Here is a 23881-nt window from a genome sequence, read left to right on the forward strand (position 1 = left end):
CCGTTTCCATTTCGTAACATCTGCCTCAATGACAACTGCAAACTCACTAGCCACACGAGTCACAGGCCTGTTCGCGGTGCTGCTCACCGTGGCCGGCCTGTCGGCGTGCACGCCCCGCCCGGACGGCCCGGGGCCCACCGCCGAGCGGTTCTTCGCCGCGCTGGCCACCGGTGACACCGCGACCGCCGCCGAGCTCAGCGACGACCCGGCCACCGCCCGCAGCGCCCTCAACGCGGCCTGGGCAGGATTGCAGGCCGAGCACCTCGACGCCCAGGTCATCGGTACGCGCTACAACGACGACACCGGCACGGTGTCCTACCGCTACACCTGGCAGCTGCCGAAGAACCGCGCCTGGTCCTATGACGGCCAGCTCAAGATGGTGCGCAACGAAGGGCACTGGGCGGTCCGCTGGACGGCGACCGGCCTGCATCCCAAGCTCGGGGAACACCAGACCTTCGCGCTGCGGGCCGATCCGCCGCGCCGCGCCTCGGTCAACGAGGCCGGCGGTACCGACGTGTTGGTGCCCGGCTACGTCTACCACTACGAACTCGACGCCGGCCGGGCCGGGCGGAACCTGATGCGCACCGCGGGTGCGGTGATCGAGGCGCTGCGGCCGTTCGACGACACCCTGGGCGACCCGCAACGGCTCGCCGAGCAGGCCAGTTCGTCGGTCACTCCGCTGGGCCTGATCACGCTGCGCAAGAACGACCACGATCGCGTCGAGGCGGCGATCGGCGCGCTGCCCGGGGTGGTGATCACCCCGCGTCCGGAGCTGCTGCCCACCGACGACCGGTTCGCGCCGGTGCTCGTCGGTGAGGTGAAGAAAGCCGTTGCGAACCGACTCGACGGCGAGGCGGGCTGGCGCGTCGTGAGCGTCAACCAGAACGGTGTCGACGTGGCGGTGCTGCACGAAGTCGACCCGTTACCGGCACCGTCGCTGACGATCAGCCTGGACCGATCGGTTCAGCGTGCCGCCCAGAACGCGGTCAACACCCGCGGCAACCAGGCGATGATGGTGGTGATCAAACCGTCGACCGGCGAGCTGCTGGCGGTCGCGCAGAACGCCGCCGCCGACGCCGACGGCCTGGTCGCGACCACCGGTCTGTACCCGCCCGGCTCGACGTTCAAGATGGTCACCGCCGGCGCGGCGATCGAACGGGACATGGTCTCGCCGAATTCGATGGTGGGCTGTCCCGGCAGCCTTGACATCGGCCAGCGCACCATCCCCAACTACGGCGGGTTCGACCTGGGCATGGTGTCTATGTCGCGGGCCTTCGCCAACTCGTGCAACACCACGTTCGCCGAGCTGGCCAGCCGGATGCCGCCGCGGGCGCTCTCCCAGGCGGCCAGCCGGTACGGGATCGGGGTCGACTACCTGGTGGACGGCATCACCACCGTCACCGGTTCGGTGCCGCCGACGGTGGATCTGGCCGAACTGACCGAGGACGGATTCGGCCAAGGCAAGGTGCTGGCCAGCCCGTTCGGCGTCGCGCTGGCCGCCGCGACGGTGGCCGCCGGCAAGACGCCGGTGCCCCGGCTGATCGAGGGCCGGCCGACCACCGTCAACGGCCCGGTGGGCCCGCCGGTGAGCGACGAGATGCTCGACGGCCTGCGTCAGATGATGCGGCTGGTGGTCACCGACGGCACCGCCCGGGCACTGGCCGGATGCGGACCGGTATTCGGTAAGACCGGCGAGGCCGAGTTCGCCGGCGGGTCGCATTCCTGGTTCGCCGGCTACCGCGGCGACATGGCTTTCGCGGCGCTGATCGTCGGCGGTGGGAGCTCGGAGTACGCGGTGCGGATGACCAAGGTGATGTTCGACTCGCTGCCGGACAACTTCCTGCTCTGACCGCACTCTGGGGCACGCGCCGGCCGGCGGCGGTAAATTGAGAAGCCATGACCGGTCTCGATGACGTGGCCCTGCGTATTTCCGATGCGGACCGCAACGGCACGCTGCGTCGCCTGCACAACGCCGTCTCGCTCGGGCTGATCGACATCGGCGAATTCGAGGAGCGTGCCGCCCAGGTGTCGCAGGCGCGGATGCGCTCAGAACTCGACACGCTGATCGGAGACCTGCCGGGACCGCGGGCGATAGTCAGCTCGGCGGCCGACCGGGTCGAACTGCGTGGCTGGGCCGGCTCGCTCAAGCGGCACGGGGAGTGGATCGTGCCGACCCGGCTGGCCCTGGTGCGCCGCCTGGGCTCGGTGGACCTCGATCTCACCAGGGCGCGGTTCGCCGGGCCGGTGGTCGTCATCGAACTCGACATGCGGTTCGGTTCGGTCGCGATCCGGCTGCCCGACGGCGCGAGCGCCTCCATCGACGACGTCGAGGTCTACTTCGGCAGCGCCAAGGACCATCGCAGGGACGCCCCCGCCGAGGGCACGCCGCATGTGGTGCTGGCCGGACGCGTGGTGTGCGGCTCCGTGGACATCAAGGGCCCCCAGCGCAAGCTGCGCTGGCGGCGCTGAACAGCTCCGTTAAGCTGGCGTGATGGCCGTCCGTACCCCGCTTTCCCCCGGTGTGGTGTCCCCGACGCTGCCGGTGCCCAAGTCGATCCCGCGGCCGGAATACGTCGGCAGATCCACCGTCGCCGAGGGCAGCGAGCCGTGGGTGCAGACACCCGAGGTGATCGAGAAGATGCGGGTCGCGGGTCGCATCGCCGCGGGCGCGCTGGCCGCGGCCGGCAGCGCCGTCGCCCCCGGAGTGACCACCGACGCGCTGGACCGCATCGCCCACGACTTCATGATCGACCACGGCGCCTACCCCTCCACGCTGGGCTACAAGGGCTTTCCCAAGTCGTGTTGCACCTCGCTCAACGAGGTCATCTGCCACGGCATCCCGGACTCGACGGTGATCGCCGACGGGGACATCGTCAACATCGACGTCACCGCCTACATCGACGGTGTGCACGGCGACACCAACGCCACCTTTCTGGCCGGGGAGGTCTCCGAGGAGCACCGCCTGCTGGTCGAGCGCACCCGGGAGGCCACGATGCGCGCGATCAAGGCGGTCAAACCGGGCCGGGCGTTGTCGGTGATCGGCCGGGTCATCGAGGCGTACGCGAATCGGTTCGGTTACAACGTGGTCCGCGACTTCACCGGTCATGGGATCGGAACCACCTTCCACAACGGACTGGTGGTGCTGCATTACGACCAGCCCGAGGTGGACACGGTCATCGAACCGGGCATGACGTTCACCATCGAACCGATGATCAATCTCGGGACGTTGGACTACGAGATCTGGGATGACGACTGGACGGTGGTCACCAGCGACGGGCAGTGGACCGCGCAGTTCGAGCACACCTTGGTGGTCACCGATGACGGGGCCGAGATCCTGACACTTCCGTGACGTCACCGCCGTTTCTGTTGAGCTGCTGAAGGCCTGTCAAAATCGCCCCATGTGGCCCCGCTGGCGGTAGCGTTGCGAAAATGCCGGGCACGATGATGACCATCGACGGGTTTCCGATCCCGATCGATGTCGCCGGCCCGCACAACGGGCCGGTCGTGGTCATGCTCGCGGCCGCCCAACACCCGCTGACCGCCTACGAGGCGGTCTGTCAACGGCTGCATACCGCGTCGTTGCGCACCATCGTGATCGGCGCCGACTCGCGACTGACACCCAAGGCCGTGGTGGGCATCCTGGATTCGCTGGGAGTCCAATGCGGGGTGCTGGTGGGCGACCGCAGTGGCGGTGACAACGCCTGGGAGCTCGCGGCCACCCGCCCGGACCGGTTCACCGGCTTGGTGGTACTCGACCGGGGACATCCGCGGGCACCTGATCTGGGCGGGTCGATCCGCGACGAACGCTGCCCGCCGGTCGAGATCAACACCACCGTGCTGGTCAGTTCCCGCGCCGCCGCTTCGGTGGCCGAAGCCAGCCAGCGGTTCGTCTACGGCGAACACCGGCTGGTGATGCTTCCCGGGCGCCGCAGCGCCCAAGAGTTCACCGCGCAACTCGCGATGGAGATCGTGTTGCGGGCCAGTACCTGGTAGGGGCTGGCGACAAGAGTAAGTTCGGCATCGCCGTGCGGCATAGCGGGCCGCCGCGTTCAGAAAAATCGAATAGCACAAATCGGGGGGTAAGAAGTGTTGTCGTGGGGGCATTCGATACCGGCACTGCTGCGCGAACGGGCTCAGCAATGGCCGGACCGGTCGGCGTTCACCTACATCGACTACGACGTCGATCAAGCGGGCTACGCAGAGACCCTGACGTGGCCGCAGATCCTGCAGCGCACCGAGTCGGTCGCCGTCGAGGTGGCCGCGGTGGCCTCGCCGGGCGACCGCGTCGCGTTGCTGGCACCGCAGGGCCTGGAATACATCGCCGCCTTCTTCGGCGCGATGGAGGCCGGCTGCATCGTGGTCCCGCTACCGGTGCCGGCGTTCGGCAGCCGCGACGAACGCGTCACCGCGGCGCTGAAGGACTGCGCCCCGGCCGCGGTGCTGACCACATCGGCCGTGGCCGGTGACATCAACACCTGCGTGAGCGCCGTCGGGGGCAACCCGCCGGCGATCATCGAGGTGGATCTGCTCGACCTCGACTCGCCGGCCGGCTGGAACGGTGCCGGCGCGCTGACCACCAAGACTGCGCTGCTGCAGTACACCTCCGGTTCGACCGGCTCACCGCGCGGCGTGGTGGTCTCGCACCGCAACGTGTTCGCCAACATCGAGCAGGTGATGGCCGACTACTTCGGCGACGACGGCGGGGCCCCGCCGCTCGACACCACCCTGGTCTCGTGGCTGCCGTTCTACCACGACATGGGCTTGTTGCTCGGCGTCATGGGCGCCGTCACGTTGGGCCGTCCCTCGGTGATCATGAGCCCGATCGCCTTCCTGCAGAAGCCGGCCCGGTGGATGCAGCAGCTCGCCGGCAACCCCTGTTCGTTCACCGCCGGGCCGAACTTCGCGTTCGAGTTGGCCGCGCGACGCACGACCGACGACGACATGGCCGGACTCGACCTCGGCGGGGTGCACACCATCCTGTCCGGCAGCGAGCGTATCCACGCGGCGACGATCCGTCGCTTCACCGAGCGATTCGCCCGCTTCAACCTGCCGCCCAACGCCCTGGCACCCTCCTACGGGCTGGCCGAGGCGATGGTCTACGTGGCATCGGCGCCGCGCACGAATCGGCCGGTGACGGTCCGGCTCGACTACGAGAAACTGGTGGCCGGCACCGCCCAAGTCAGCCCCGCCGGCGCCGACCTGGTCAGCATCGGTGCCCCACGCGCCTGCACGGTGCGGATCGTCGACCCCGACACCCGTACCGAGAACCCCGCGGGCAAGGTGGGCGAGATCTGGATCCACGGGCCCAACGTCGCCAGCGGCTACTGGCACAACCCGGAGGCGACCGAACGTACCTTCGGGGGGCGGCTCGACGTTCCGACCCCGGGCACCCCGACGGGACCCTGGTTGCGCACCGGCGACCTCGGCGTCATTCACGAGGACGAACTGCTGGTCGTCGGCCGCATCAAGGACATGTTGATCGTCGACGGCCGCAACCACTATCCCGACGACATCGAGGCGACGGTGCAGGAGCTCACCGGCGGCCGGGTGGCTGCCGTCCCGGTCAGCCGGGACGGCCGCGAGCAGCTGGTCGTCATCGCCGAAATCAAAAGCCGGGGAAATCCCGGCGAGGAATCTCAGCGGATGCAGACCTTGAAACGGCAAGTGGCGGCGGAAGTGTCGCGATTGCACGGGGTGCGGGTGGCCGATCTGGTGCTGGTGGCACCCGGCTCGTTACCGATCACCACCAGCGGCAAGATCCGCCGATCGACCTGTGCCGACTGCTACCGGTCCCAGCAATTCCGTCGGCTGGAGGCCATCGGCTGACGGTGGGCGGGTAGCCTGACAGCACTCAACTGTCAGGGGGATCGTCGTCGGCGAAGGAGCACTATGACCCGGCCAGCGATGCTGTCCCAGATCGAGCTGCAGCAACTGGTCGGGTCCGGCGACATCGACACCGTTGTGGTGGCGTTCACCGACATGCAGGGCCGGCTGGTCGGCAAGCGGGTCGCGGCGCAGCACTTTCTCGACGAGGTCGCCGGCCACGGCGTGGAGTGCTGCAGCTACCTGCTGGCGGTCGACGTCGAGATGAACACCGTTCCCGGCTACCCGATCGCCGACTGGGGCACCGGCTACGGCGATCTGGTGCTGCGACCGGACTTCGCGACGCTGCGGCGCATCCCGTGGCTGCCCGGCACCGCCCACGTGCTCGCCGATGCCTACTGGCCCGATGGCAGCCAGGTCGCGGTGTCGCCCCGCCAGATCCTGGCCGCTCAGCTCGCCCGGTTGGCCGAACGCGAGCTGGTCGCCTACGCCGCAACGGAACTGGAGTTCCTGGTCTTCGACGACAGCTACCGGCAGGCATGGGCCGCCGGCTATCGCGGCCTGACAGCGGCGACCGACTACAACGCGGACTACGGCCTGGTCGCCGGTGCCCGGCTGGAACCGCTGCTGCGTGACATCCGGTTGGGCATGGCCGGCGCCGGAATGCGCTGCGAGGGCGTCAAGGGAGAGTGCCACACCGGCCAGCAGGAGATCACTTTCCGATACGAGGAGGCGCTGGTCGCCTGCGACAACCACAGCGTCTACAAGAGCGGCGCCAAGGAGATCGCCGACCAGCACGGCAAGAGCCTGACGTTCATGGCCAAATTCGACGAACGCGAAGGCAACAGCTGCCATGTGCACCTGTCGCTGCGCAGCGCCGACGGCGAGGCGGTGTTCGCCGATCCGACGTCACCGCACGGCATGTCGGGGTTGTTCGGCAGCTTCCTGGCCGGTGTGCTGGCCACCTTGTCCGAGCTGACGTTGTGCTACGCGCCGAACATCAACTCCTACAAACGATTCGTCGGCGGCAGCTTCGCTCCCACGGTGATCGGCTGGGGTCTGGACAACCGCACCTGCGCATTGCGGGTGATCGGCCGCGGCGACTCGCTGCGGATGGAGTGCCGGGTCCCCGGCGGCGACGTGAACCCCTACCTGGCGGTGGCGGCGCTGATCGCGGGCGGCCTGCACGGGATCGACAACGACCTGGAATTGCCCGACCCGGTCGACGGTGACGCCTACCACGCCGGGTTACCGCACCTGCCGTCGACGCTGGCCGAGGCCGCCGAGGGGTTCGCCAAATCGGCAGTGGCGCGCAAGGCCTTTGGTGACGACGTGGTCGAGCATTACCTGCACGGCGCCCGGGTGGAGTTGGACGCCTTCCGCACCGCGGTGACCGACTGGGAAAGGGTTCGGGGCTTTGAGAGGTTCTGAACCGCCTGAACCAGCCGGCCCGGTGGTCGGCCTGACCAGCTACCTCGACCGGGCGCAGTTCGGGGTGTGGGATGTGCGGGCGGGGCTGCTGCCCGCCGACTACCTCGAGGGCATCACCGCCGCCGGCGGTATCGCGGTGCTGCTGCCGCCGCAGCCGGTGACGCCCGAGATCGCCGCACGGGTGCTCGACGGTCTTTCCGGCCTGGTGATCACCGGCGGCAGGGATCTCGACCCCGCCGGTTACGGCCAGCCGCCCCACGCCGAGACCGATCGGCCCGACTCCATGCGGGACGCCTGGGAGTTTGCGCTGCTGGACGAGGCGCTGCGGCGCGGGCTGCCGGTGCTGGGTATCTGCCGCGGCGCCCAGGTGCTCAATGTCGCGCTCGGCGGCACGCTGCACCAGCATCTGCCCGACGTGCTCGGCAACAACGGGCACCGGGCCGGCAACGGGGTGTTCACCCCGATGCCGGCGCGCACCGTGACGGGCACCCGACTGGCCGATTTGCTGGGCGAGTCCTGCCAGGTGCAGTGCTACCACCACCAGGCGATCGCCGAGCTGGGGGACAACCTGGTGGTCAGCGCCCGCGATGACGACGGTGTCATCGAGGCGATCGAGCTTCCCGGGGCGGACTTCGTGCTCGCGGTCCAGTGGCATCCGGAAGCGTCGCTGGACGATCTGCGGCTGTTCACCGCGATCGTGGACGCCGCGCGCAACTATGCGGCGGCGCGGGTGGGGCGATGACGACACACGACCTCATCAACCCGGCCACCGGGGCGGTGTTCACGACCGTCGAGCATGTCGATGCCGCGGCCGTCGACGAGGCGGTGCGCCGGGCGCAGGCAGCGCAGCGGCGGTGGGCGCGACTGGCGCCGGCCGACCGCGCGGCAGCGCTGCGCGCCTTCGCCGCGGCAGTCGACGCCCACGTCGACGAGCTGGCCGCCCTCGAGGTGAGCAACGCCGGTCATCCGGTGTCGGCTGCCGAATGGGAGGCCGGGCATGTCCGCGACGTGCTGCAGTTCTACGCGGCCAGCCCGGAACGGTTGTCCGGTCAGCAGATACCGGTGGCCGGCGGACTGGACGTCACCTTCCACGAGCCGCTCGGCGTGGTCGGCATCATCACCCCCTGGAACTTCCCCATGCCGATCGCCGCGTGGGGGTTCGCCCCGGCGCTGGCGGCCGGCAACGCGGTGCTGATCAAGCCCGCCGAGTGGACCCCGCTGACCACGATGAGGTTGGCGGAGTTGGCCGTTCACGCCGGCTTGGACCCTGATCTGCTGCAGGTGTTACCCGGACCCGGCGCCGAGGTGGGGGAGCGGCTGGTCACCCACCCGGGTGTGGCCAAGATCGTGTTCACCGGTTCGACCATCACCGGCACCCGGGTGCTGGCGGCTGCGGCGCCCGCCGTCAAACGGGTCACGCTGGAGTTGGGCGGCAAGAGCGCCAACATCGTGTTCGCCGACTGCGACCTGGAGCAGGCGGCGGCCACCGCGCCCTACGGGGTGTTCGACAACGCCGGGCAGGACTGCTGCGCCCGCAGCCGGATCCTGGTGCAGGCAAGTGTTTATGACCGTTTCATGGAGCTGCTCGAGCCCGCGGTCGCCGGGGTCGTGGTGGGCGACCCCGCCTCGCGTGACACCGAGATGGGCCCGCTGGTCTCACGACCGCACTGGGAGAAGGTGGCCTCCTACGTTCCCGACGACGCGCCGGTCGCCTTCCGCGGCCGGGCGCCCGACGGCCCGGGATTCTGGTTCCCGCCGACGGTGCTGACCCCCGCACGTGATGACCGCTGCGTCACCGAGGAGATCTTCGGCCCAGTGGTGACGGTACTGCCGTTCGAGGATGAGGCCGACGCGGTGGCGCTGGCCAACGACACCGTCTACGGGCTGTCGGGTTCGATCTGGACCGACGACCTGTCGAGGGCGCTGCGGATGTCGCGCGCGGTGGAAGCCGGCAATCTGTCGGTGAATTCGCACTCGTCGGTGCGGTTCAACACCCCGTTCGGGGGTTTCAAACAATCGGGATTGGGCCGGGAGCTGGGGCCGGATGCCCCGCTGGCCTTCACCGACACCAAGAATGTGTTCATCGCAGTGAAGGAGATGTGAGTGACCGACCTGACCCAACGCCTGGCTGGGCGCGTCGCCGTGGTGACCGGTGCCGGCGGCGGAATCGGCCTGGCGGCCGCCCGGCGCATGCGCTCCGAGGGTGCCCGCATCGTGGTCGGTGACCTCGACCCCTCGGCGGGTGCCGCGGTCGCCGAAGAACTGGACGGTCTGTTCATCCCGGTCGACGTCTCCGATCAGGAGCAGGTCGACGCGCTGTTCGACACTGCGGCGCAGACCTTCGGCGCGGTCGACATCGCCTTCAACAACGCCGGCATCTCGCCGCCGGACGACGACCTGATCGAAACCACTGAATTGCCGGCCTGGCAACGTGTTCAGGACGTGAACCTGAAATCGGTCTACCTGTGCTGCCGGGCTGCGCTGCGGCACATGGCGCCGGCCAGGCGCGGCTCGATCATCAATACCGCATCGTTCGTGGCGGTGATGGGTTCGGCGACCTCGCAGATTTCCTACACGGCTTCCAAGGGCGGCGTGCTGGCCATGTCGCGGGAGCTCGGCGTGCAGTACGCCCGCCAGGGCATCCGGGTCAACGCACTGTGCCCCGGACCGGTGAACACTCCACTGCTGCAGGAGTTGTTCGCTGCCGACCCGGAGCGCGCGGCGCGCCGGCTGGTGCACGTTCCGGTGGGCCGGTTCGCCGAGCCGGAGGAGATCGCCGCCGCGGTGGCGTTCCTGGCCAGCGACGACGCCTCGTTCATCACCGGTTCGACCTTCCTGGTCGACGGCGGCATCAGCTCGGCCTACGTCACTCCGCTGTAGGAGCCCCGCGGCGCGCCCGTCAGAACCACTCCGGACGCATCTGAATCGTGGTGCGGTCCAGGCTTTCCAGCAGGTCGAGCTGCGGTCCGGTTCGCGGTAGTTCATAGCGGAAGAAGTACCGGGCGGCCTGGCGCTTGCCGTCGTAGAAGTCCCCGCTGCGATCGGCGACGGCCAGCAGTTGTTCCAGCCACATCCAGGCGATCACCACATGGCCGAACACCTCCAGATAGATCGCACTGTTGGCCATCGCGGCGTCGATGTCGCCGGCGGCGAACATGCCGGCGGTGACATCGACCAGCCGCTGGATAGCCGCATCGAGTCGATCCGCGAGGTCAGCCGATTCGGCGCCGGCCCGGCGGGCGGCGCTGATGGTGTCGGTCATGGCCCGGTGCAGGGCGGCCAGACTGGCTCCATCGCGTTGAACCACCTTGCGTCCCAACAGGTCCAGGCTCTGGATACCGTGGGTGCCCTCGTGGATCGGGTTGAGCCGGTTGTCCCGGTAGTGCTGTTCGACGTCGTACTCGCGGGTGTAGCCGTAGCCGCCGTGCACCTGGATGGCCAGGTCGTTGGCGGCCAGACACCACTGCGACGGCCAGCTCTTGGCGATCGGGGTGAGGATGTCCAGCAGCGCGGTGGCCTGCTCGAGTTCCTGATCGGATTCTGCGGTGTGGGAGATGTCGACCAGCCGCGCGCAGTACAGCGCCAACGCCAACGCGCCCTCGACATAGGACTTCTGCGCCAGCAGCATCCGTTTGACGTCGGCATGCTCGACGATCGGAATCTGCGGCGCCGCCGGGTCTTTCGCCGTCACCGGGCGGCCCTGCGGCCGGTCCCGGGCGTAGTCGAGCGACTTGAGGTAGCCGGTGTAGCCGAGCGCGATCGCACCCATGCCCACACCCAGGCGGGCTTCGTTCATCATGTGGAACATGTAGGTCAGGCCGCGGTGCTGCTCACCGACGAGGTAGCCGACCGCGCCCGATTCGCCGCCGGGCCGGTGGCCGCCCTCGCCGAAGTTGAGCACGGTGTTGGTGATTCCGCGATAGCCCATCTTGTGGTTGAGCCCGGCCAGCACCACATCGTTGCGCTCACCCAGCGTGCCGTCGGGATTCACCAGATACTTCGGCACGATGAACAGCGAGATCCCCTTGGTGCCCGCCGGACCGCCGGGAATCTTGGCCAACACCAGGTGGACGATGTTTTCGGTCAGTTCGTGCTCCCCACCGGAGATCCACATCTTCGACCCGAACAGCCGAAATGTGCCGTCGGCGCGCGGTTCCGCGCGGGTGGTGATATCGGCCAGCGACGACCCGGCCTGGGTCTCCGACAAGCACATGGTCCCGAAAAAGCGGCCGGCGAGCATGGGTTTGACGAAGGCGGCGAGCTGTTCTTCGCTGCCGAACTTGGCGAGCAGGTTTGCGTTCGCCATGGTCAGCATCGGGTAGCCCGCGGTGCTGACGTTGGCGGCGAACAACCAGGCGAACCCGGCCTGGGCCACCGTCGCCGGCAGTTGCGCACCACCGAGGTCATAATCCATGGCCATGCCGATCAGCTCAGCGTCGGCGCAGGCGGCCAGTGCCTCCTTGACCTCCCCGATGATGGTGACTTTCGTCCCGTCGAAGGTGGGTTCGTGGGCGTCGCTCTTCTTGTTGTGCGGGGCGAAATAGCGTGTTGCCAACTGTTGGCACAGATCCAGCGTGTCGGAGAAGGTCTCTCGGGAGTGCTCGGCGAACCGGCCACGGCGGGTCAGTTCCTCGATCCGCAGCCAGTCGAAGAGCAGAAAATCCAGGTCGGGGCGGGACAGCAGGGTGGACTTCATCGCTCTCTCCTATCGGCACGCCGGCCTCATTCCAGGCCGAGCAGCGCGTTCTCGACGACCTCCGGCAGTGCCGGGTGGATCCAGTATTGGCCGCGGGCCATATCTGCCGCGGTCAGCCCGAAGCTCATGGCCTGGATCAACGGCTGGACGATCGACGACGCCTGATGGCCCATGATGTGCGCACCGAGTAGCCGCCCGGTGCCGCGTTCGGCGATCAGTTTGACGAACCCGGTGGTGTCCTCCATGGCCCAGCCGTAGGCGACGTCGCCGTAGTCCTGGATCTTCACCGAGATGTCGAGTCCCTTTGCCCGCGCTTGGCTCTCGGTCAATCCGACGGCGGCGATCTGCGGGTCGGTGAACACCGCGAACGGCACGTAACGATGATCAGTGATCCGCATCGCGTCGACGTCGTCCCAGTCGCACAGCAGGTTGTGCTGTACCACCCGGGCCTCGTGGTTGGCGACGTGTTTGAGCTCATACGGGGAGGAGACATCGCCGAGCGCGAAAACACCGCGCGCCGTGGTTCGTTGGTACTTGTCAACCACCACCCGGCCGCCGGCAATGTCGATGCCGGCCTGCCCGGCCTCCAACAGATCGCCGTTGGGAACCCGGCCGGTGGCCACCAGCAACGCATCGGCCCGCAGGATCGACCCGTCATCGAGTTCCAGAATGACGCCGGTGTGGGCGGGTGTTTGCTGCCGGGCGGCGACCACGTTGCGCTGCGAGCGCACCTCCCACTTGCCCGCGGCCATCCGGGTGAACCGCTCGGCGACGGTCTCATCGCAGTGCCGCAGCAACGTCGAGCCGCGGATCACCACCGTGACCCGGACACCCAAGGCGGAGAAGACGTGCGCGAATTCGGCGGCGATGAAACCACCGCCGATGATCACCAGGTGCTCGGGCAACTCGGCCATCCGCATCACGTCATCACTGGTGTAGTAGTGCACCCCGCTGTCGGCGATCACCGGCGGAATCCACGACCGCGCGCCGGCGGCGATCACCACCTGCGCGGCGCTGAACTGCTCGCCGCCGGCGGTGGCCAGCACGTATCCGCCATCGGAACCGACCGGGGCGAACCTGGTGTGCTGGTCGTAGACGTCGACGTTCGGCAGGCTGCGGCGATACTGCTCGCCGCCGGCGGCGATCGGGTCGATGCGGCCGAAGACGCGCGAGACGATGTCGGGCCAGCGGACCTTCTCGATGCGGGCGTCCACTCCGTAGCGCGCCGCCTGGGTCACCGTCGCGGCGACCTCGGCGGCGTAGACGAACATCTTCGTCGGGATGCACCCCACGTTCAGGCAGGTGCCGCCGAAGGTGCCCTGCTCGCAGATCGCCACCCGCTTGTCGGCGTAACGCTCGTCGAGAATGCTGTTGCCCGAACCGGTTCCGATGATCGCCAGATCGTAGCTTTCCATGGCGTCAGCCTAAACCGTGTGGGCGATACGCTCAGTGGCGTGTCCACATCGGATCAGACCGACATCGCGCTGATCGGTGCGGGCATCATGAGTGCCACGCTGGGGGCGATACTGCGCCGGCTGGAGCCGGGCGCCTCGATCACCGTGATCGAGCGGCTGGACACCGCCGCTGCCGAGAGCACCGACGCGTGGAACAACGCCGGCACCGGCCATGCCGGCCTGTGCGAGCTGTTCTACGCGCCGGAGAAGGCGATCCGCGTCAACGAGCAATTCCAGGTGACCCGCCAGTTCTGGGCCTACGCGGTGCAACATGGGCTGCTCGGCCAGCCGCGTGACTTCGTGCACCCGGTCCCGCACGTCAGTTTCGTCCACGGCGCCGACGGCGTCGATCAGCTGCGTCGCCGCCACCGCGCGCTGGCCGGAAACCCGCTGTTCGCCGGAGCCGAGTTCATCACCGACTTCGATGAGTTCGCGGCGCGGCTGCCGCTGATGGCGGCCGGCCGGAATCCCGGCGAGCCGGTGGCGCTGGACTGGTCGCCCCACGGCACCGACGTCGACTTCGGTGCGCTGGCCCGGCAACTGATCGGCTACGGCGTGCGCCACGGCACCGAGACGCTGTTCGGCCACGAGGTGCGCGCGATCCGCCGAGAACCCGACGGTGGCTGGATGCTGGGCCTCATTGACCGCCACAGCGGCGAAAGACGCGGGCTGCGAGCCAAATTCGTCTTCGTCGGGGCGGGCGGAGCCACGCTGGGACTGCTGCAGCGCTCGGGCATCTGCGAGATCCGTGGCTTCGGCGGATTCCCGATCGGCGGGGCGTTCCTGCGCAGCGGGGTCGCGGAGCTGGTCGCCGCCCACCGCGCCAAGGTGTACGGCACCCCGGCGCCCGGCGCGCCCGCGACGACGGCCCCGCACCTGGACGTCAGGGTGGTCGACGGTGCCCGGTGGCTGCTGTTCGGGCCGTTCGCGGACTGGTCGCCGAGATTCCTCAAGCACGGCCGGGCCACGGATCTGCCCCGATCGCTTCGCGTGGACAACGCCGCGTCACTGCTGGGCGCGGGGATCCGGGAGCGGAAACTGGTCGGCTACCTCCTCGGTCAACTGCGGCGAGGCCCCGCCGCGCGGCCGGCTGCGCTGCGCGACTTCGTCCCGGACGCCCTCGATGGGGACTGGTCACCGATCCGGGCCGGCCAGCGGGTGCAGGTGATCCGCCGTGGCCGTCTGGAGTTCGACACCACGATCGTGCATGCCGCCGACGGCAGCATCGCGGGCCTGCTGGGCGCCTCGCCGGGAGCGTCGACCGCGGTGCCGGCCATGCTGGACGTGCTGGCGCGCTGCTTCCCGAGCCGGTTCGCGGGCTGGCTGCCGACGTTGAAGGAGATGGTCCCGTCGCTGGGCGTGCGGCTCGCCGAAGAGCCCGCCCTGTTCGAGCAGGTGTGGGAGTGGGGGACCCGACAGCTTGCGTTGCATCCGGCCTCCGACGGCCAGCCTTAGAGTTATCGCGTGACCGAGAACCCATATCTGGTCGGGCTGCGGCTGGCCGGACGCAAGGTCGTGGTGGTGGGCGCCGGAGGCGTCGCACAGCGGCGGCTGCCGTTGTTGGTGGACAGCGGCGCCCAGGTGGTGGTGATCGCACCCGGCGCGACCCCGTCGGTCGAGGCACTGGGGGAGCGCAAGCCCGGCATCACGCTGGTGTCGCGCGCGTACCGGGACGGAGATCTCACCGACGCCTGGTACGCGATTGCGGCCACCGATGACCCGCATGTCAACGCCGCCGTGGTCGCCGAGGCCGACCGTCGCCGGATCTTCTGTGTGCGCGCTGATCTCGCCGTCGAAGGATCGGCGGTCACCCCGGCCAGCTTCAGTTACGCCGGCCTGTCGGTGGGGGTGCTGGCCGGCGGCGAGCACAGTCGGTCGGCGGCGATCCGTTCGGCGATCCGGGAGGCGTTGCAGTCCGGTCTGATCGCCCTGGACATCGAGGCGACCTCCGACGTGGTCCGCGGCGGCGTGGCCCTGGTCGGCGGTGGCCCCGGCGATCCGGAACTGATCACGGTGCGCGGCCGGCGCATGCTGTCGCACGCCGACGTCGTGGTGGCCGACCGGCTCGCGCCGCCCGAACTGCTCGCCGAACTGCCGCCGCACGTCGAAGTCATCGACGCTGCCAAGATCCCCTACGGCCGGGCGATGGCCCAAGACGCCATCAACGGGCTGATGATCGAACGCGCCGCGGCCGGCAAGTTCGTGGTGCGACTCAAGGGCGGCGACCCGTTCGTGTTTGCGCGCGGCTACGAAGAAGTCCTGGCCTGCACCGACGCCGGGATTCCGGTGACGGTGGTGCCGGGTGTGACCAGTGCCATAGCGGTGCCGGCGCAGGCTGGCGTCCCGGTCACGCACCGGGCGGTGAACCACGAATTCGTGGTGGTCAGCGGCCATATCGCCCCCGATGACCCGGAATCGTTAGTGAATTGGGATGCACTGGCCGCGATGCGCGGCACCATTGTGTTGCTGATGGCCGTCGAACGTATCGAGCAGTTCAGCGCGGTACTGCAAAAAGGCGGCCGACCTGCGGATACACCGGTGCTGGTGGTTCAGCACGGGACCACCCCCGCCCAGCACACGCTCCGAGCCACGCTGGCCGACGCGCCCGAGAAGATCCGCGCGGAGGGCATCCGACCTCCTGCGATCGTCGTTATCGGGGCGGTCGCGGGCTTCGGGGTTTAAACATCTCTTAATATTACTGTAGGGTAGCCCGTTATGACTGCTCTCGACGATGCAGGACGGGCGGCCACGCAGTGGCCGGCAGACGCCACCGGAGCGGCTTCCCCGACTCGTCAGGGCTCGGAATTCGTCAGCCGCACGAGCAGGTATATGTCATCCATGCTGCCCTCTCGTCGTTTCATCTACGCCGTGATCGCCATCGGGGGCATGCAACTGCTGGCCACGATGGACAGCACCATCGCGATCGTCGCGCTTCCCAAGATCCAGAACGACCTCGGTCTGTCCGATGCCGGCCGCGGCTGGGTGATCAGTGCCTACGTGCTGACCTTCGGCGGCCTGATGCTGCTCGGTGGTCGGCTCGGCGACACCATCGGCCGCAAACGCACCTTCATCAGCGGCGTCGCGCTGTTCACCATCGCCTCGGTGCTGTGCGCGGCGGCCTGGGACGCCCCCACGCTGGTGATCGCCCGGCTGCTGCAGGGCGTCGGTTCGGCCATCGCCTCGCCCACCGCGCTGGCGCTGATCGCCACCACGTTTCCGAAGGGGCCGGCCCGCAACGCCGCCACCGCGGTGTTCGGCGCCATGACCGCCGTCGGCTCGGTGATGGGTCTAGTGGCCGGCGGTGCGCTGACCGAGGTGTCGTGGCGGCTGGCGTTCGGGATCAACGTGCCGATCGGCCTGCTGATGATCTACCTGGCCCGGACTGCGCTGACCGAGACCCAGCGCGAACGCATGAAGCTGGATGCCGCCGGGGCGCTGCTGGCGACGCTGGGTTGCACCGCCGCGGTGTTCGCGTTCACGATCGGTCCCGAGAAGGGCTGGATCTCGGCGGTCACCATCGGCTCGGGGGTGGTGGCGGTAGTCGCGCTGTTGGCCTTCGCGCTGGTGGAACGCACCGCGGAGAACCCGGTGGTGCCGTTCAGCCTGTTCCGGGACCGCAACCGGTTGCTCACCTTCGCGGCCATTTTCCTGGCGGGCGGGGTGTTGTTCACCTTGACCGTGACCATCGGGCTGTACGTGCAGGATCTGATGGGCTATTCCGCGTTGCGCGCCGGCGTCGGGTTCATCCCGTTCGTCATCGGGCTGGGCGTCGGCCTCGGGGTGTCGTCGCAGCTGGTCCGGTTGTTCCCGCCCCGGGTGCTGGTGATCGCCGGTGGCGTGGTGTTGCTGGGCGCGATGGTCTACGGATCGACGATCGACCGGGACATTGCGTACTTCCCGAACTTCGTGACGTTGATCGTGCTCGGTGGACTCGGGATCGGCGTGATCGTGGTGCCGTTGACCCTGTCGGCGATCGCCGGCGTGGGCTTCGACCAGATCGGGCCGACCTCGGCGATCGCGCTGATGCTGCAGAACCTCGGCGGCCCGATCGTGCTGGCGGTCGTCCAGGCCGTCATCACCTCGCGCACGCTGTATCTGGGTGGTACCAACATGCCGGTCAAGACCATGAACCCCACCCAGATCGCCGCGTTGGACGCCGGCTACACCTACGGGCTGCTGTGGGTGGCCGGGGTGGCGGTGCTGGTCGGTGCCATCTCGCTGCTGATCGGCTACTCGGCCAAGCAGGTCGCGCATGCCCAGGAGGCCCAGGACGCGTTCGGCGCCGGCAACCTGTAACTGCCTCCGGGCCGCCGCGAACAGGGCTCCCTTCCCGGAGCGGCCGCAACGGAGAAGTTAGGCTCTCGGCCTGTGATCACCCGGATGTCAGAACTGTTCCTGCGCACGCTGCGCGACGACCCCGCCGATGCCGAAGTCCCCAGCCACAAGCTGCTGATCCGGGCCGGCTACATCCGGCCGATTGCGCCGGGCCTCTACAGCTGGCTGCCACTGGGGTTGCGGGTACTGCGCAACATCGAGAAGGTGGTGCGCGAGGAGATGAACGCCATCGGAGGTCAAGAGATCCTGTTCCCGGCGCTGTTACCGCGCGCACCGTATGAGACCACCAACCGCTGGACCGAGTACGGCGAGGGCCTGTTCCGGCTGAAGGACCGCCGCGACAACGACTACCTGCTCGGCCCCACCCATGAGGAACTGTTCACCCTGACGGTCAAGGGGGAGTACAGCTCCTACAAGGATTTCCCGGTGGTGCTCTACCAGATCCAGACCAAGTATCGCGACGAGGCGCGGCCGCGGGCGGGCATCCTGCGCGGCCGCGAGTTCGTGATGAAGGACTCCTACTCCTTCGACGTCGACGACGCCGGGCTGCAGGCCGCCTATGACGCGCACCGGGTCGCCTACCAGCGCATCTTCGACCGGCTGGGCGTGCGCTACGTGATCGTCTCGGCGGTCTCGGGCGCGATGGGCGGATCGGCCTCCGAGGAGTTCCTGGCCGAAAGCGAGGTCGGCGAGGACACCTTCGTTCGCTGCCCGGCGTCCGGCTACGCCGCCAACGTCGAGGCGGTGATCACCGCCCGCCCGCAGCCGCAGCCGATCGAGGGCCTGCCGGAGCCGAAAGTGCACGACACCGGCAACACCCCGACCATCGCCACATTGGTGGACTGGGCCAACGGCGCCGGCCTGGGCCGCAGCGTCACCGCCGCCGACACCCTCAAGAACGTGCTGCTCAAGGTGCGGCTACCGGGCGGGGAGTGGCATCTGCTGGGCATTGGGCTGCCCGGCGACCGCGAGGTCGACGAGAAGCGACTGGGCGCGGCGCTCGACCCCGCCGAGTACGCTTGGGCGTCCGACGACGACTTCGCCGAGCACCCGTTCCTGGTGAAGGGCTACATCGGCCCGAAAGCCCTGCAAGACAACGGTATCCGATATCTGGTCGACCCCCGCGTGGTGGACGGCACCAGCTGGATCACCGGTGCCGACGCTCCCGGCAAGCACGTCGTCGGGTTGGTCGCCGGGCGTGACTTCACCGCCGACGGCACCATCGAAGCCGCCGAGGTCCGCGACGGTGACCCGTCCCCGGACGGCGCGGGCACGCTGGTCAGTGCCCGCGGCATCGAGATCGCCCACATCTTCCAGCTGGGCCGCAAATACACCGACGCGTTCGCCGCCGACGTGCTCGGCGAGGACGGCCGGCCGGTGCGGCTGACGATGGGCTCCTACGGGGTCGGGGTGTCGCGGCTGGTCGCCGTCATCGCCGAACAACAGCACGACGAGCTGGGGCTGCGCTGGCCGGCGCAGGTCGCGCCGTTCGACGTGCACCTGGTGATCGCCAACAAGGACGAGGCGGCCCGCGCCGGCGCCACCGAGCTGGCCGCCGAGCTGGACCGGCTCGGGCTGGACGTGCTGTTCGATGACCGGCAGGCCTCGCCGGGAGTGAAGTTCAAGGACGCCGAACTGCTCGGTGTGCCGTGGATCGTGGTGCTGGGACGTGGCTGGGCCGACGGGGTCGTCGAACTGCGGGACCGCTTCTTTGGGCAGACCCGCGAGCTGTCGATCGACGCCGGGCTGGCCGGACAGGTCCTGGCGGCCGTCCGCGCCGAGGCCGACTGACCGGGCGGTCGCCACCGGAAAAGTCGCGCTCAGTCCTGGCCGCCGGGGAACGCCCGGGTGATCGGCCAGTTCCCCAACGCCCGGTTCCAGTGCGCGGCGAATACCGCACTTTGGCCCAGCGCGGTCGCGGCGAACTCGCGATCCGCAGGTTCGCGGGCCTGCTCGACGACCGCGCGCCAGGCGGTCGCGGCGTCGTTCTCCATCCGGACCGCCAGTCGCAGCGCGTCGTCAGAGGTGGTCAGCGGCATGGGCAACTGATACCCGGCGGCGGGTTGCGGGACCGGAACGGAGCGAGCGGCCAGCATGGCGATGGTGCGATCCCGGCGCTCGCGGTGCTGACGGATGGTGGGAACCACCAGGTCGTTGAGCTCCGGCAGCGAGTACGCCGACACCAGCCCGTAGCCGTAGACGACGCCGTACTCGGTGGCCAGCGCATCGCAGAGGGCGGCGTCGGGCGCGCTGAGCGGACTGGGCTCGGCCGAGGTCATGACTGCACCACCAATGCGACGGCGTAGGAGGCCGTGCAGGCCGCCGCGACGGAGGCAAGCAGCCCGGCGCGGTATCCCGTGGCGGTGGTGGCCAAGCGGCCGGCGCTGTCGGCCGCCGCGCGCAGTGCGCTGACCACCTCGGATACCGTCGGAGCCGGTCCGTCCGGCACGTCGGCCGGTGTGGTGGTCGCGGTGGCTTCCGGTGCCGGCCGCCGCGCGGCCCGGGCGATCTCGGCGGCCAGCGCGCGGGCGTGTTCGGCCCGCTCGAGTGACACCTGGTCCAGCGCCGCGGCCAGCGCCTTGGCGTCGGGGCGGTCTGCTCGGGTCAGTGCCGCTCCGGCCGCGGCGGCCAGCTCACTGTCGTGCTGCGCCAGTTGGCGTTGCGCCTCCAGATCATCGACAGCCGGTGGGGCCGGAGCCGAGCCGCACGCCGGCGCCGCCAAGGCGACCAGCGCTATCATCCCGGCTCCGCTCAGCAGGCGCCGCCGGTCGATGGCGGTCAGTGGGCCGGACACCTGAGTCATCCTGCCACCCCGGTGCCGCCGGACGGACGCGACATGGCCGGTGGCGGGGGCATAGGGCATGGCCGGTGCTTTTGCCGGTTTGCTGTGGGTGTGCACACCACGGCGTATCGTGGGTGGCTGGTTCCCGGTGCGCCTGGCGCGGGGGAACGCGACGACCGGACAACTCAAGATGAGGAGCTCGCCGTGGCCACCGGGCTACCATCGCAAACACAGGTGATCGAGCTGCTCGACGCTGAGTTCAGCCGTGCCGGATACGAGATCGAAGACGTCGTGGTCGATGACCGTGCCCCGCTGCCGCGGATCACCGTGGTCGCCGATGGCGACACCCCACTGGACCTTGACACTGCCGCGGCGTTGTCGCGCTCGGCGTCGGATTTGCTCGACGGGCTGTCCTTCGACGGCCGATACGTGCTCGAGGTCAGCTCACCCGGCGTGCAGCGGCCGCTGACCGCCCCCAAGCATTTCCGGCGTGCGCACGGCCGCAAGATCGAGGTGACCTTGGCCGATGAGACCGGCGTGACCGGCCGGGTGGCCGACGTCGACGACGACGTGGTGACCCTGGTGGTGCGCTCCGGGCGGGACTGGGAGCGGCGCCGGCTGCCGCTCAGCGACATCAAGCGCGCGGTGGTGCAGGTCGAGTTCGCCGCGCCGAGTGCACGTGAGTTGGAGTTGACGGGCCGGCAGGCCCCCGATGCGGGAACGGAGGCCGACCGATGAATATCGACATGGCGGCGCTGCACGCGATCGAGGCCGACAAGGGCATTCCGGTCGAGGTGGTGGTGGAGACCATCAAGTCGGCGCTGCTCACCGCCTACCGGCATACCGAAGGGCACCAGGCCGACGCAGTCATCGACGTCGACCGCAAGTCCGGCATGGTTCGCGTGCTGGCCCGCGAGACCGACGCCGACGGCAACGTCATCAGCGAATACGACGACACGCCCGAGGGCTTCGGTCGTATCGCGGCGACCACCGCCCGTCAGGTGATCCTGCAGCGGCTGCGCGACGCCGAGAACGAGAAGGCGTACGGCGAGTTCTCGGCGCGCGAGGGCGATATCGTCGCCGGCGTCGTCCAGCGCGACGCCCGGGAGAACGCCCGCGGGGTCGTTGTGGTGCGGCTGGGTACCGAGGCCAAAGGTTTCGACGGCGTCATCCGGCCTTCCGAGCAGGCGCCCGGCGAGGCCTACGAGCACGGCGACCGGCTGCGCTGTTATGTGATCGGCGTGACCCGCGGGCTGCGCGAACCGCGCATCGAGCTGTCGCGCACCCACCCGAACCTGGTACGCAAGCTGTTCGCCCTGGAAGTGCCCGAGATCGCCGACGGGTCGGTGGAGATCGTCGCGGTCGCCCGGGAGCCCGGGCACCGGTCCAAGATCGCGGTGGCTTCGGGAGTCCCCGGGCTCAACGCCAAGGGCGCCTGCATCGGCCCGATGGGCCAGCGGGTCCGCAACGTGATGAGCGAACTGGCCGGCGAGAAGATCGACATCATCGACTACGACGAGGACCCGGCGCGCTTTGTCGGCAACGCGTTGTCGCCGGCCAAGGTGATGTCGGTGACGGTGATCGACCAGGCGGCTCGGGCCGCCCGGGTGGTGGTCCCGGACTTCCAGCTGTCGCTGGCCATTGGCAAAGAGGGCCAGAACGCCCGGCTGGCGGCCCGGCTGACCGGCTGGCGCATCGATATCCGCAGCGACGCGCCGACCCACTCGGACAGCGAACCCGACCACGTTCCCGGATAAGCGTTCTTATCTGTCGCGCGCGTCAAAATCTGTGAATTCCTCGTGGTATTTGCGCGGGTGGGACGTAGCGTTGACCCGCGCCCATAACTGAGCGTGAATCGTACGGGGGAGTTTTGCGATGAATTGTCGTCGATTTGTGCTTGCCATCGGTGCCTGTCTGGGTGCTGCGCTATCCGCCGGCCTCGCGGCCGCTGACACGCTCCCGCCCGGCACGGTGTCTCCGCCGGGGCCGCCCACCGACGTCACCGACTACACCGACCTCGCCCCTTACTTCACGTACCACCAATCCACCTGGCCATACAACGTCGCCGACGACAGCGGCAACATCGTCGGGACGTTCGGCGATACGCATACCAGCGTGACCGGGGGCATTCCCTTCCTGTTCGCCAGCGACGTGCGCGACGAGATCACCGATGGCACCGGTGCGGCCTCGGCGTGGACCGGAGCAGTGGACGACAACTTCACACTGCAGACGATCGTCGGGATCTTGAGCTATTTCACGATCTACGGGAATCATTACATCCAGAATCCTGAGGGGATGTCCGATTACGTGACGCTCTTCAACTACACCTTTCCGCTTTTCGACACCTTCCCCGACGATCAGACTTCGGCGGCGGCAGCCACCGTGGCGCAGGCCGCCGGCGATACCTCAGACCTGACGGGTTCGTTGGGTTCGGACGCCGCCGACACCGGCTGGCTGGCGGATCTGAGCCAGTTGCTGGATATCGGCACCCTGTTCTGAGGTGCCGCCCGGCGGGCGGCGACCGGCTGTGCTGAGCGTGTTCGGACCGCCGCCGCCGTATGGGTAGACTGAGCCGTGATCCAGCGCGAGACTTCGACAGCCGCCTCGCGGACGCACCGCTCCCCGCAGGGACCGGTGCGCACGTGTGTCGGGTGCCGGAAACGCGAGTTGGCCGTCGAGTTGCTTCGGGTGGTCGCTGTGTCAGGGAACGGCAACGAGGCCGTGACCGTTGACCGGGTGGGCAACCTGCCGGGACGGGGCGCATGGCTGCATCCCGCACCGGCGTGCCTGCAAGCGGCGATCCGGCGACGAGCGTTCGCGCGCGCGCTGCGGATCAGCGGTTCCCCGGATGTGTCCGGGGTGGAGGAGTACTTCGATCAGCAGATCGGGCTCACCGCCCCGGCCAACAGAACAGGTAGCGAAGAACATGAGCACACCGTGAAGTCCCGATGACCATGCGTCATAGCTAAACCCGAGGCGCGGCCCACCACCGCTGTCGCCTCATAGACAGGAGATGTAGTGGCAAAGGCCCGCGTACACGAGTTGGCCAAGGAACTCGGTGTCACCAGCAAGGAAGTTCTCGCTCGGCTGAGCGAGCAGGGCGAATTCGTCAAGTCGGCCTCGTCGACCGTGGAAGCGCCCGTCGCGCGGCGGCTGCGGGAGTCGTTCGGCGGTGGCAAAGCCGCCGCGAAGAGCGAAGAGCCGGCGAAGGCGCCCGCCAAGTCCGCCGCCTCGGCACCGCCGAAGGCTGCACCGGCGGCCGCCGAGGCCGTCAAGGCCCCGACTCCGGCAGCCCCCGCGGCCAAGCCGGCTGCTCCGCCGGCGCCCGCCGCCGAGGCCCCCGCGCCCGCGGCGCCGCCA

At 68.9% G+C, this 23881-nt stretch carries 22 protein-coding genes; 18 read left to right on the forward strand and 4 right to left on the reverse strand.

Features of this window, described 5'->3' with window-relative positions:
- The first annotated feature begins 28 nt into the window (after positions 1 to 28).
- From ACAG20_RS19300 to ACAG20_RS19340, 9 genes are all read left to right on the forward strand, one after another.
- Positions 29 to 1849: a penicillin-binding transpeptidase domain-containing protein gene (locus ACAG20_RS19300; RefSeq protein ID WP_370493728.1), complete on the forward strand. Its 1821-nt coding sequence runs from the start codon at positions 29 to 31 to the stop codon at positions 1847 to 1849.
- Positions 1850 to 1896: 47 nt separating this feature from the next.
- Positions 1897 to 2469: a DUF1707 domain-containing protein gene (locus ACAG20_RS19305; RefSeq protein ID WP_112684570.1), complete on the forward strand. Its 573-nt coding sequence runs from the start codon at positions 1897 to 1899 to the stop codon at positions 2467 to 2469.
- A gap of 22 nt (positions 2470 to 2491) precedes the next feature.
- Positions 2492 to 3349: a type I methionyl aminopeptidase gene (gene map, locus ACAG20_RS19310; protein ID WP_370493729.1), complete on the forward strand. Its 858-nt coding sequence runs from the start codon at positions 2492 to 2494 to the stop codon at positions 3347 to 3349.
- Positions 3350 to 3429: 80 nt separating this feature from the next.
- Entirely contained in the window at positions 3430 to 3993 is a 564-nt protein-coding gene (locus ACAG20_RS19315) for an alpha/beta fold hydrolase (protein ID WP_112684572.1), read from the forward strand.
- 93 nt (positions 3994 to 4086) lie between these two features.
- Entirely contained in the window at positions 4087 to 5826 is a 1740-nt protein-coding gene (locus ACAG20_RS19320; RefSeq protein ID WP_370493730.1) for an AMP-binding protein, read from the forward strand.
- 63 nt (positions 5827 to 5889) lie between these two features.
- Positions 5890 to 7254 carry a glutamine synthetase family protein gene (locus ACAG20_RS19325; protein WP_112684574.1) on the forward strand — a complete coding sequence of 455 codons (1365 nt, stop codon included), beginning with the start codon at positions 5890 to 5892 and terminating at the stop codon, positions 7252 to 7254.
- The gene (locus ACAG20_RS19330) at positions 7241 to 7996 is read left to right on the forward strand and encodes a gamma-glutamyl-gamma-aminobutyrate hydrolase family protein (RefSeq protein ID WP_370493731.1); all 756 of its coding nucleotides are present in this window, start codon (positions 7241 to 7243) and stop codon (positions 7994 to 7996) included. Before ACAG20_RS19325 ends, ACAG20_RS19330 begins: the two co-directional genes overlap by 14 nt.
- Complete coding sequence (locus ACAG20_RS19335; protein WP_370493732.1) at positions 7993 to 9357, forward strand: aldehyde dehydrogenase; 1365 nt, start codon at positions 7993 to 7995, stop codon at positions 9355 to 9357. The genes ACAG20_RS19330 and ACAG20_RS19335 overlap by 4 nt, the downstream gene beginning before the upstream one ends.
- Complete coding sequence (locus tag ACAG20_RS19340) at positions 9358 to 10134, forward strand: 3-oxoacyl-ACP reductase (protein ID WP_370493733.1); 777 nt, start codon at positions 9358 to 9360, stop codon at positions 10132 to 10134. It begins immediately after the preceding gene.
- Between the two features lie 19 nt (positions 10135 to 10153).
- Here ACAG20_RS19340 and ACAG20_RS19345 read toward each other — a convergent pair whose 3' ends face one another.
- Both ACAG20_RS19345 and mtr read right to left on the reverse strand, forming a co-directional pair.
- On the reverse strand, positions 10154 to 11950 hold the full coding sequence (locus ACAG20_RS19345; protein ID WP_370493734.1) for an acyl-CoA dehydrogenase: 1797 nt from the start codon (positions 11948 to 11950) through the stop codon (positions 10154 to 10156).
- 26 nt (positions 11951 to 11976) lie between these two features.
- Positions 11977 to 13365 (reverse strand): mycothione reductase, encoded by a 1389-nt coding sequence (gene mtr, locus ACAG20_RS19350; RefSeq protein WP_370493735.1) that lies wholly within the window; start codon positions 13363 to 13365, stop codon positions 11977 to 11979.
- 39 nt (positions 13366 to 13404) lie between these two features.
- Here mtr and mqo point away from each other — a divergent pair, with 39 nt between their 5' ends.
- From mqo to ACAG20_RS19370, 4 genes are all read left to right on the forward strand, one after another.
- Positions 13405 to 14859 (forward strand): malate dehydrogenase (quinone), encoded by a 1455-nt coding sequence (gene mqo, locus ACAG20_RS19355; RefSeq protein ID WP_370493736.1) that lies wholly within the window; start codon positions 13405 to 13407, stop codon positions 14857 to 14859.
- Between the two features lie 9 nt (positions 14860 to 14868).
- Positions 14869 to 16086 (forward strand): uroporphyrinogen-III C-methyltransferase, encoded by a 1218-nt coding sequence (gene cobA, locus ACAG20_RS19360; protein ID WP_370493737.1) that lies wholly within the window; start codon positions 14869 to 14871, stop codon positions 16084 to 16086.
- 33 nt (positions 16087 to 16119) lie between these two features.
- The gene (locus ACAG20_RS19365; protein ID WP_112684582.1) at positions 16120 to 17700 is read left to right on the forward strand and encodes an MFS transporter; all 1581 of its coding nucleotides are present in this window, start codon (positions 16120 to 16122) and stop codon (positions 17698 to 17700) included.
- 72 nt (positions 17701 to 17772) lie between these two features.
- Positions 17773 to 19530 carry a proline--tRNA ligase gene (locus ACAG20_RS19370; RefSeq protein ID WP_370493738.1) on the forward strand — a complete coding sequence of 586 codons (1758 nt, stop codon included), beginning with the start codon at positions 17773 to 17775 and terminating at the stop codon, positions 19528 to 19530.
- Between the two features lie 29 nt (positions 19531 to 19559).
- Here ACAG20_RS19370 and ACAG20_RS19375 read toward each other — a convergent pair whose 3' ends face one another.
- Entirely contained in the window at positions 19560 to 20018 is a 459-nt protein-coding gene (locus tag ACAG20_RS19375; protein ID WP_370493739.1) for a ferritin-like domain-containing protein, read from the reverse strand.
- The gene (locus tag ACAG20_RS19380; RefSeq protein WP_370493740.1) at positions 20015 to 20542 is read right to left on the reverse strand and encodes a hypothetical protein; all 528 of its coding nucleotides are present in this window, start codon (positions 20540 to 20542) and stop codon (positions 20015 to 20017) included. The genes ACAG20_RS19375 and ACAG20_RS19380 overlap by 4 nt, the downstream gene beginning before the upstream one ends.
- Before the next feature lie 183 nt (positions 20543 to 20725).
- On the opposite strand from ACAG20_RS19380, the gene rimP reads away from it, so the two are divergent.
- The 5 genes from rimP to ACAG20_RS19405 all read left to right on the forward strand — a co-directional run.
- A complete protein-coding gene (rimP, locus tag ACAG20_RS19385; RefSeq protein ID WP_370493741.1) occupies positions 20726 to 21259 on the forward strand; it encodes a ribosome maturation factor RimP in 534 nt (177 codons plus the stop codon).
- Positions 21256 to 22278, forward strand: coding sequence for a transcription termination factor NusA (gene nusA, locus ACAG20_RS19390; protein WP_112689383.1), 1023 nt, complete (start codon positions 21256 to 21258; stop codon positions 22276 to 22278). The genes rimP and nusA overlap by 4 nt, the downstream gene beginning before the upstream one ends.
- Positions 22279 to 22414: 136 nt before the next feature.
- Positions 22415 to 23020, forward strand: a complete 606-nt coding sequence (locus ACAG20_RS19395) for a hypothetical protein (RefSeq protein ID WP_370493742.1) — start codon at positions 22415 to 22417, stop codon at positions 23018 to 23020.
- A gap of 198 nt (positions 23021 to 23218) precedes the next feature.
- The gene (locus ACAG20_RS19400; protein WP_370493743.1) at positions 23219 to 23473 is read left to right on the forward strand and encodes a DUF448 domain-containing protein; all 255 of its coding nucleotides are present in this window, start codon (positions 23219 to 23221) and stop codon (positions 23471 to 23473) included.
- A gap of 66 nt (positions 23474 to 23539) precedes the next feature.
- Positions 23540 to 23881 (forward strand): translation initiation factor IF-2 N-terminal domain-containing protein (locus ACAG20_RS19405; protein ID WP_370493744.1); only part of this gene is annotated, 342 nt, incomplete at its 3' end.

The organism is Mycobacterium sp. pW045 (assembly GCF_041287085.1).
In the GTDB taxonomy this organism is placed as follows: Bacteria; Actinomycetota; Actinomycetes; order Mycobacteriales; family Mycobacteriaceae; genus Mycobacterium; species Mycobacterium algericum_A.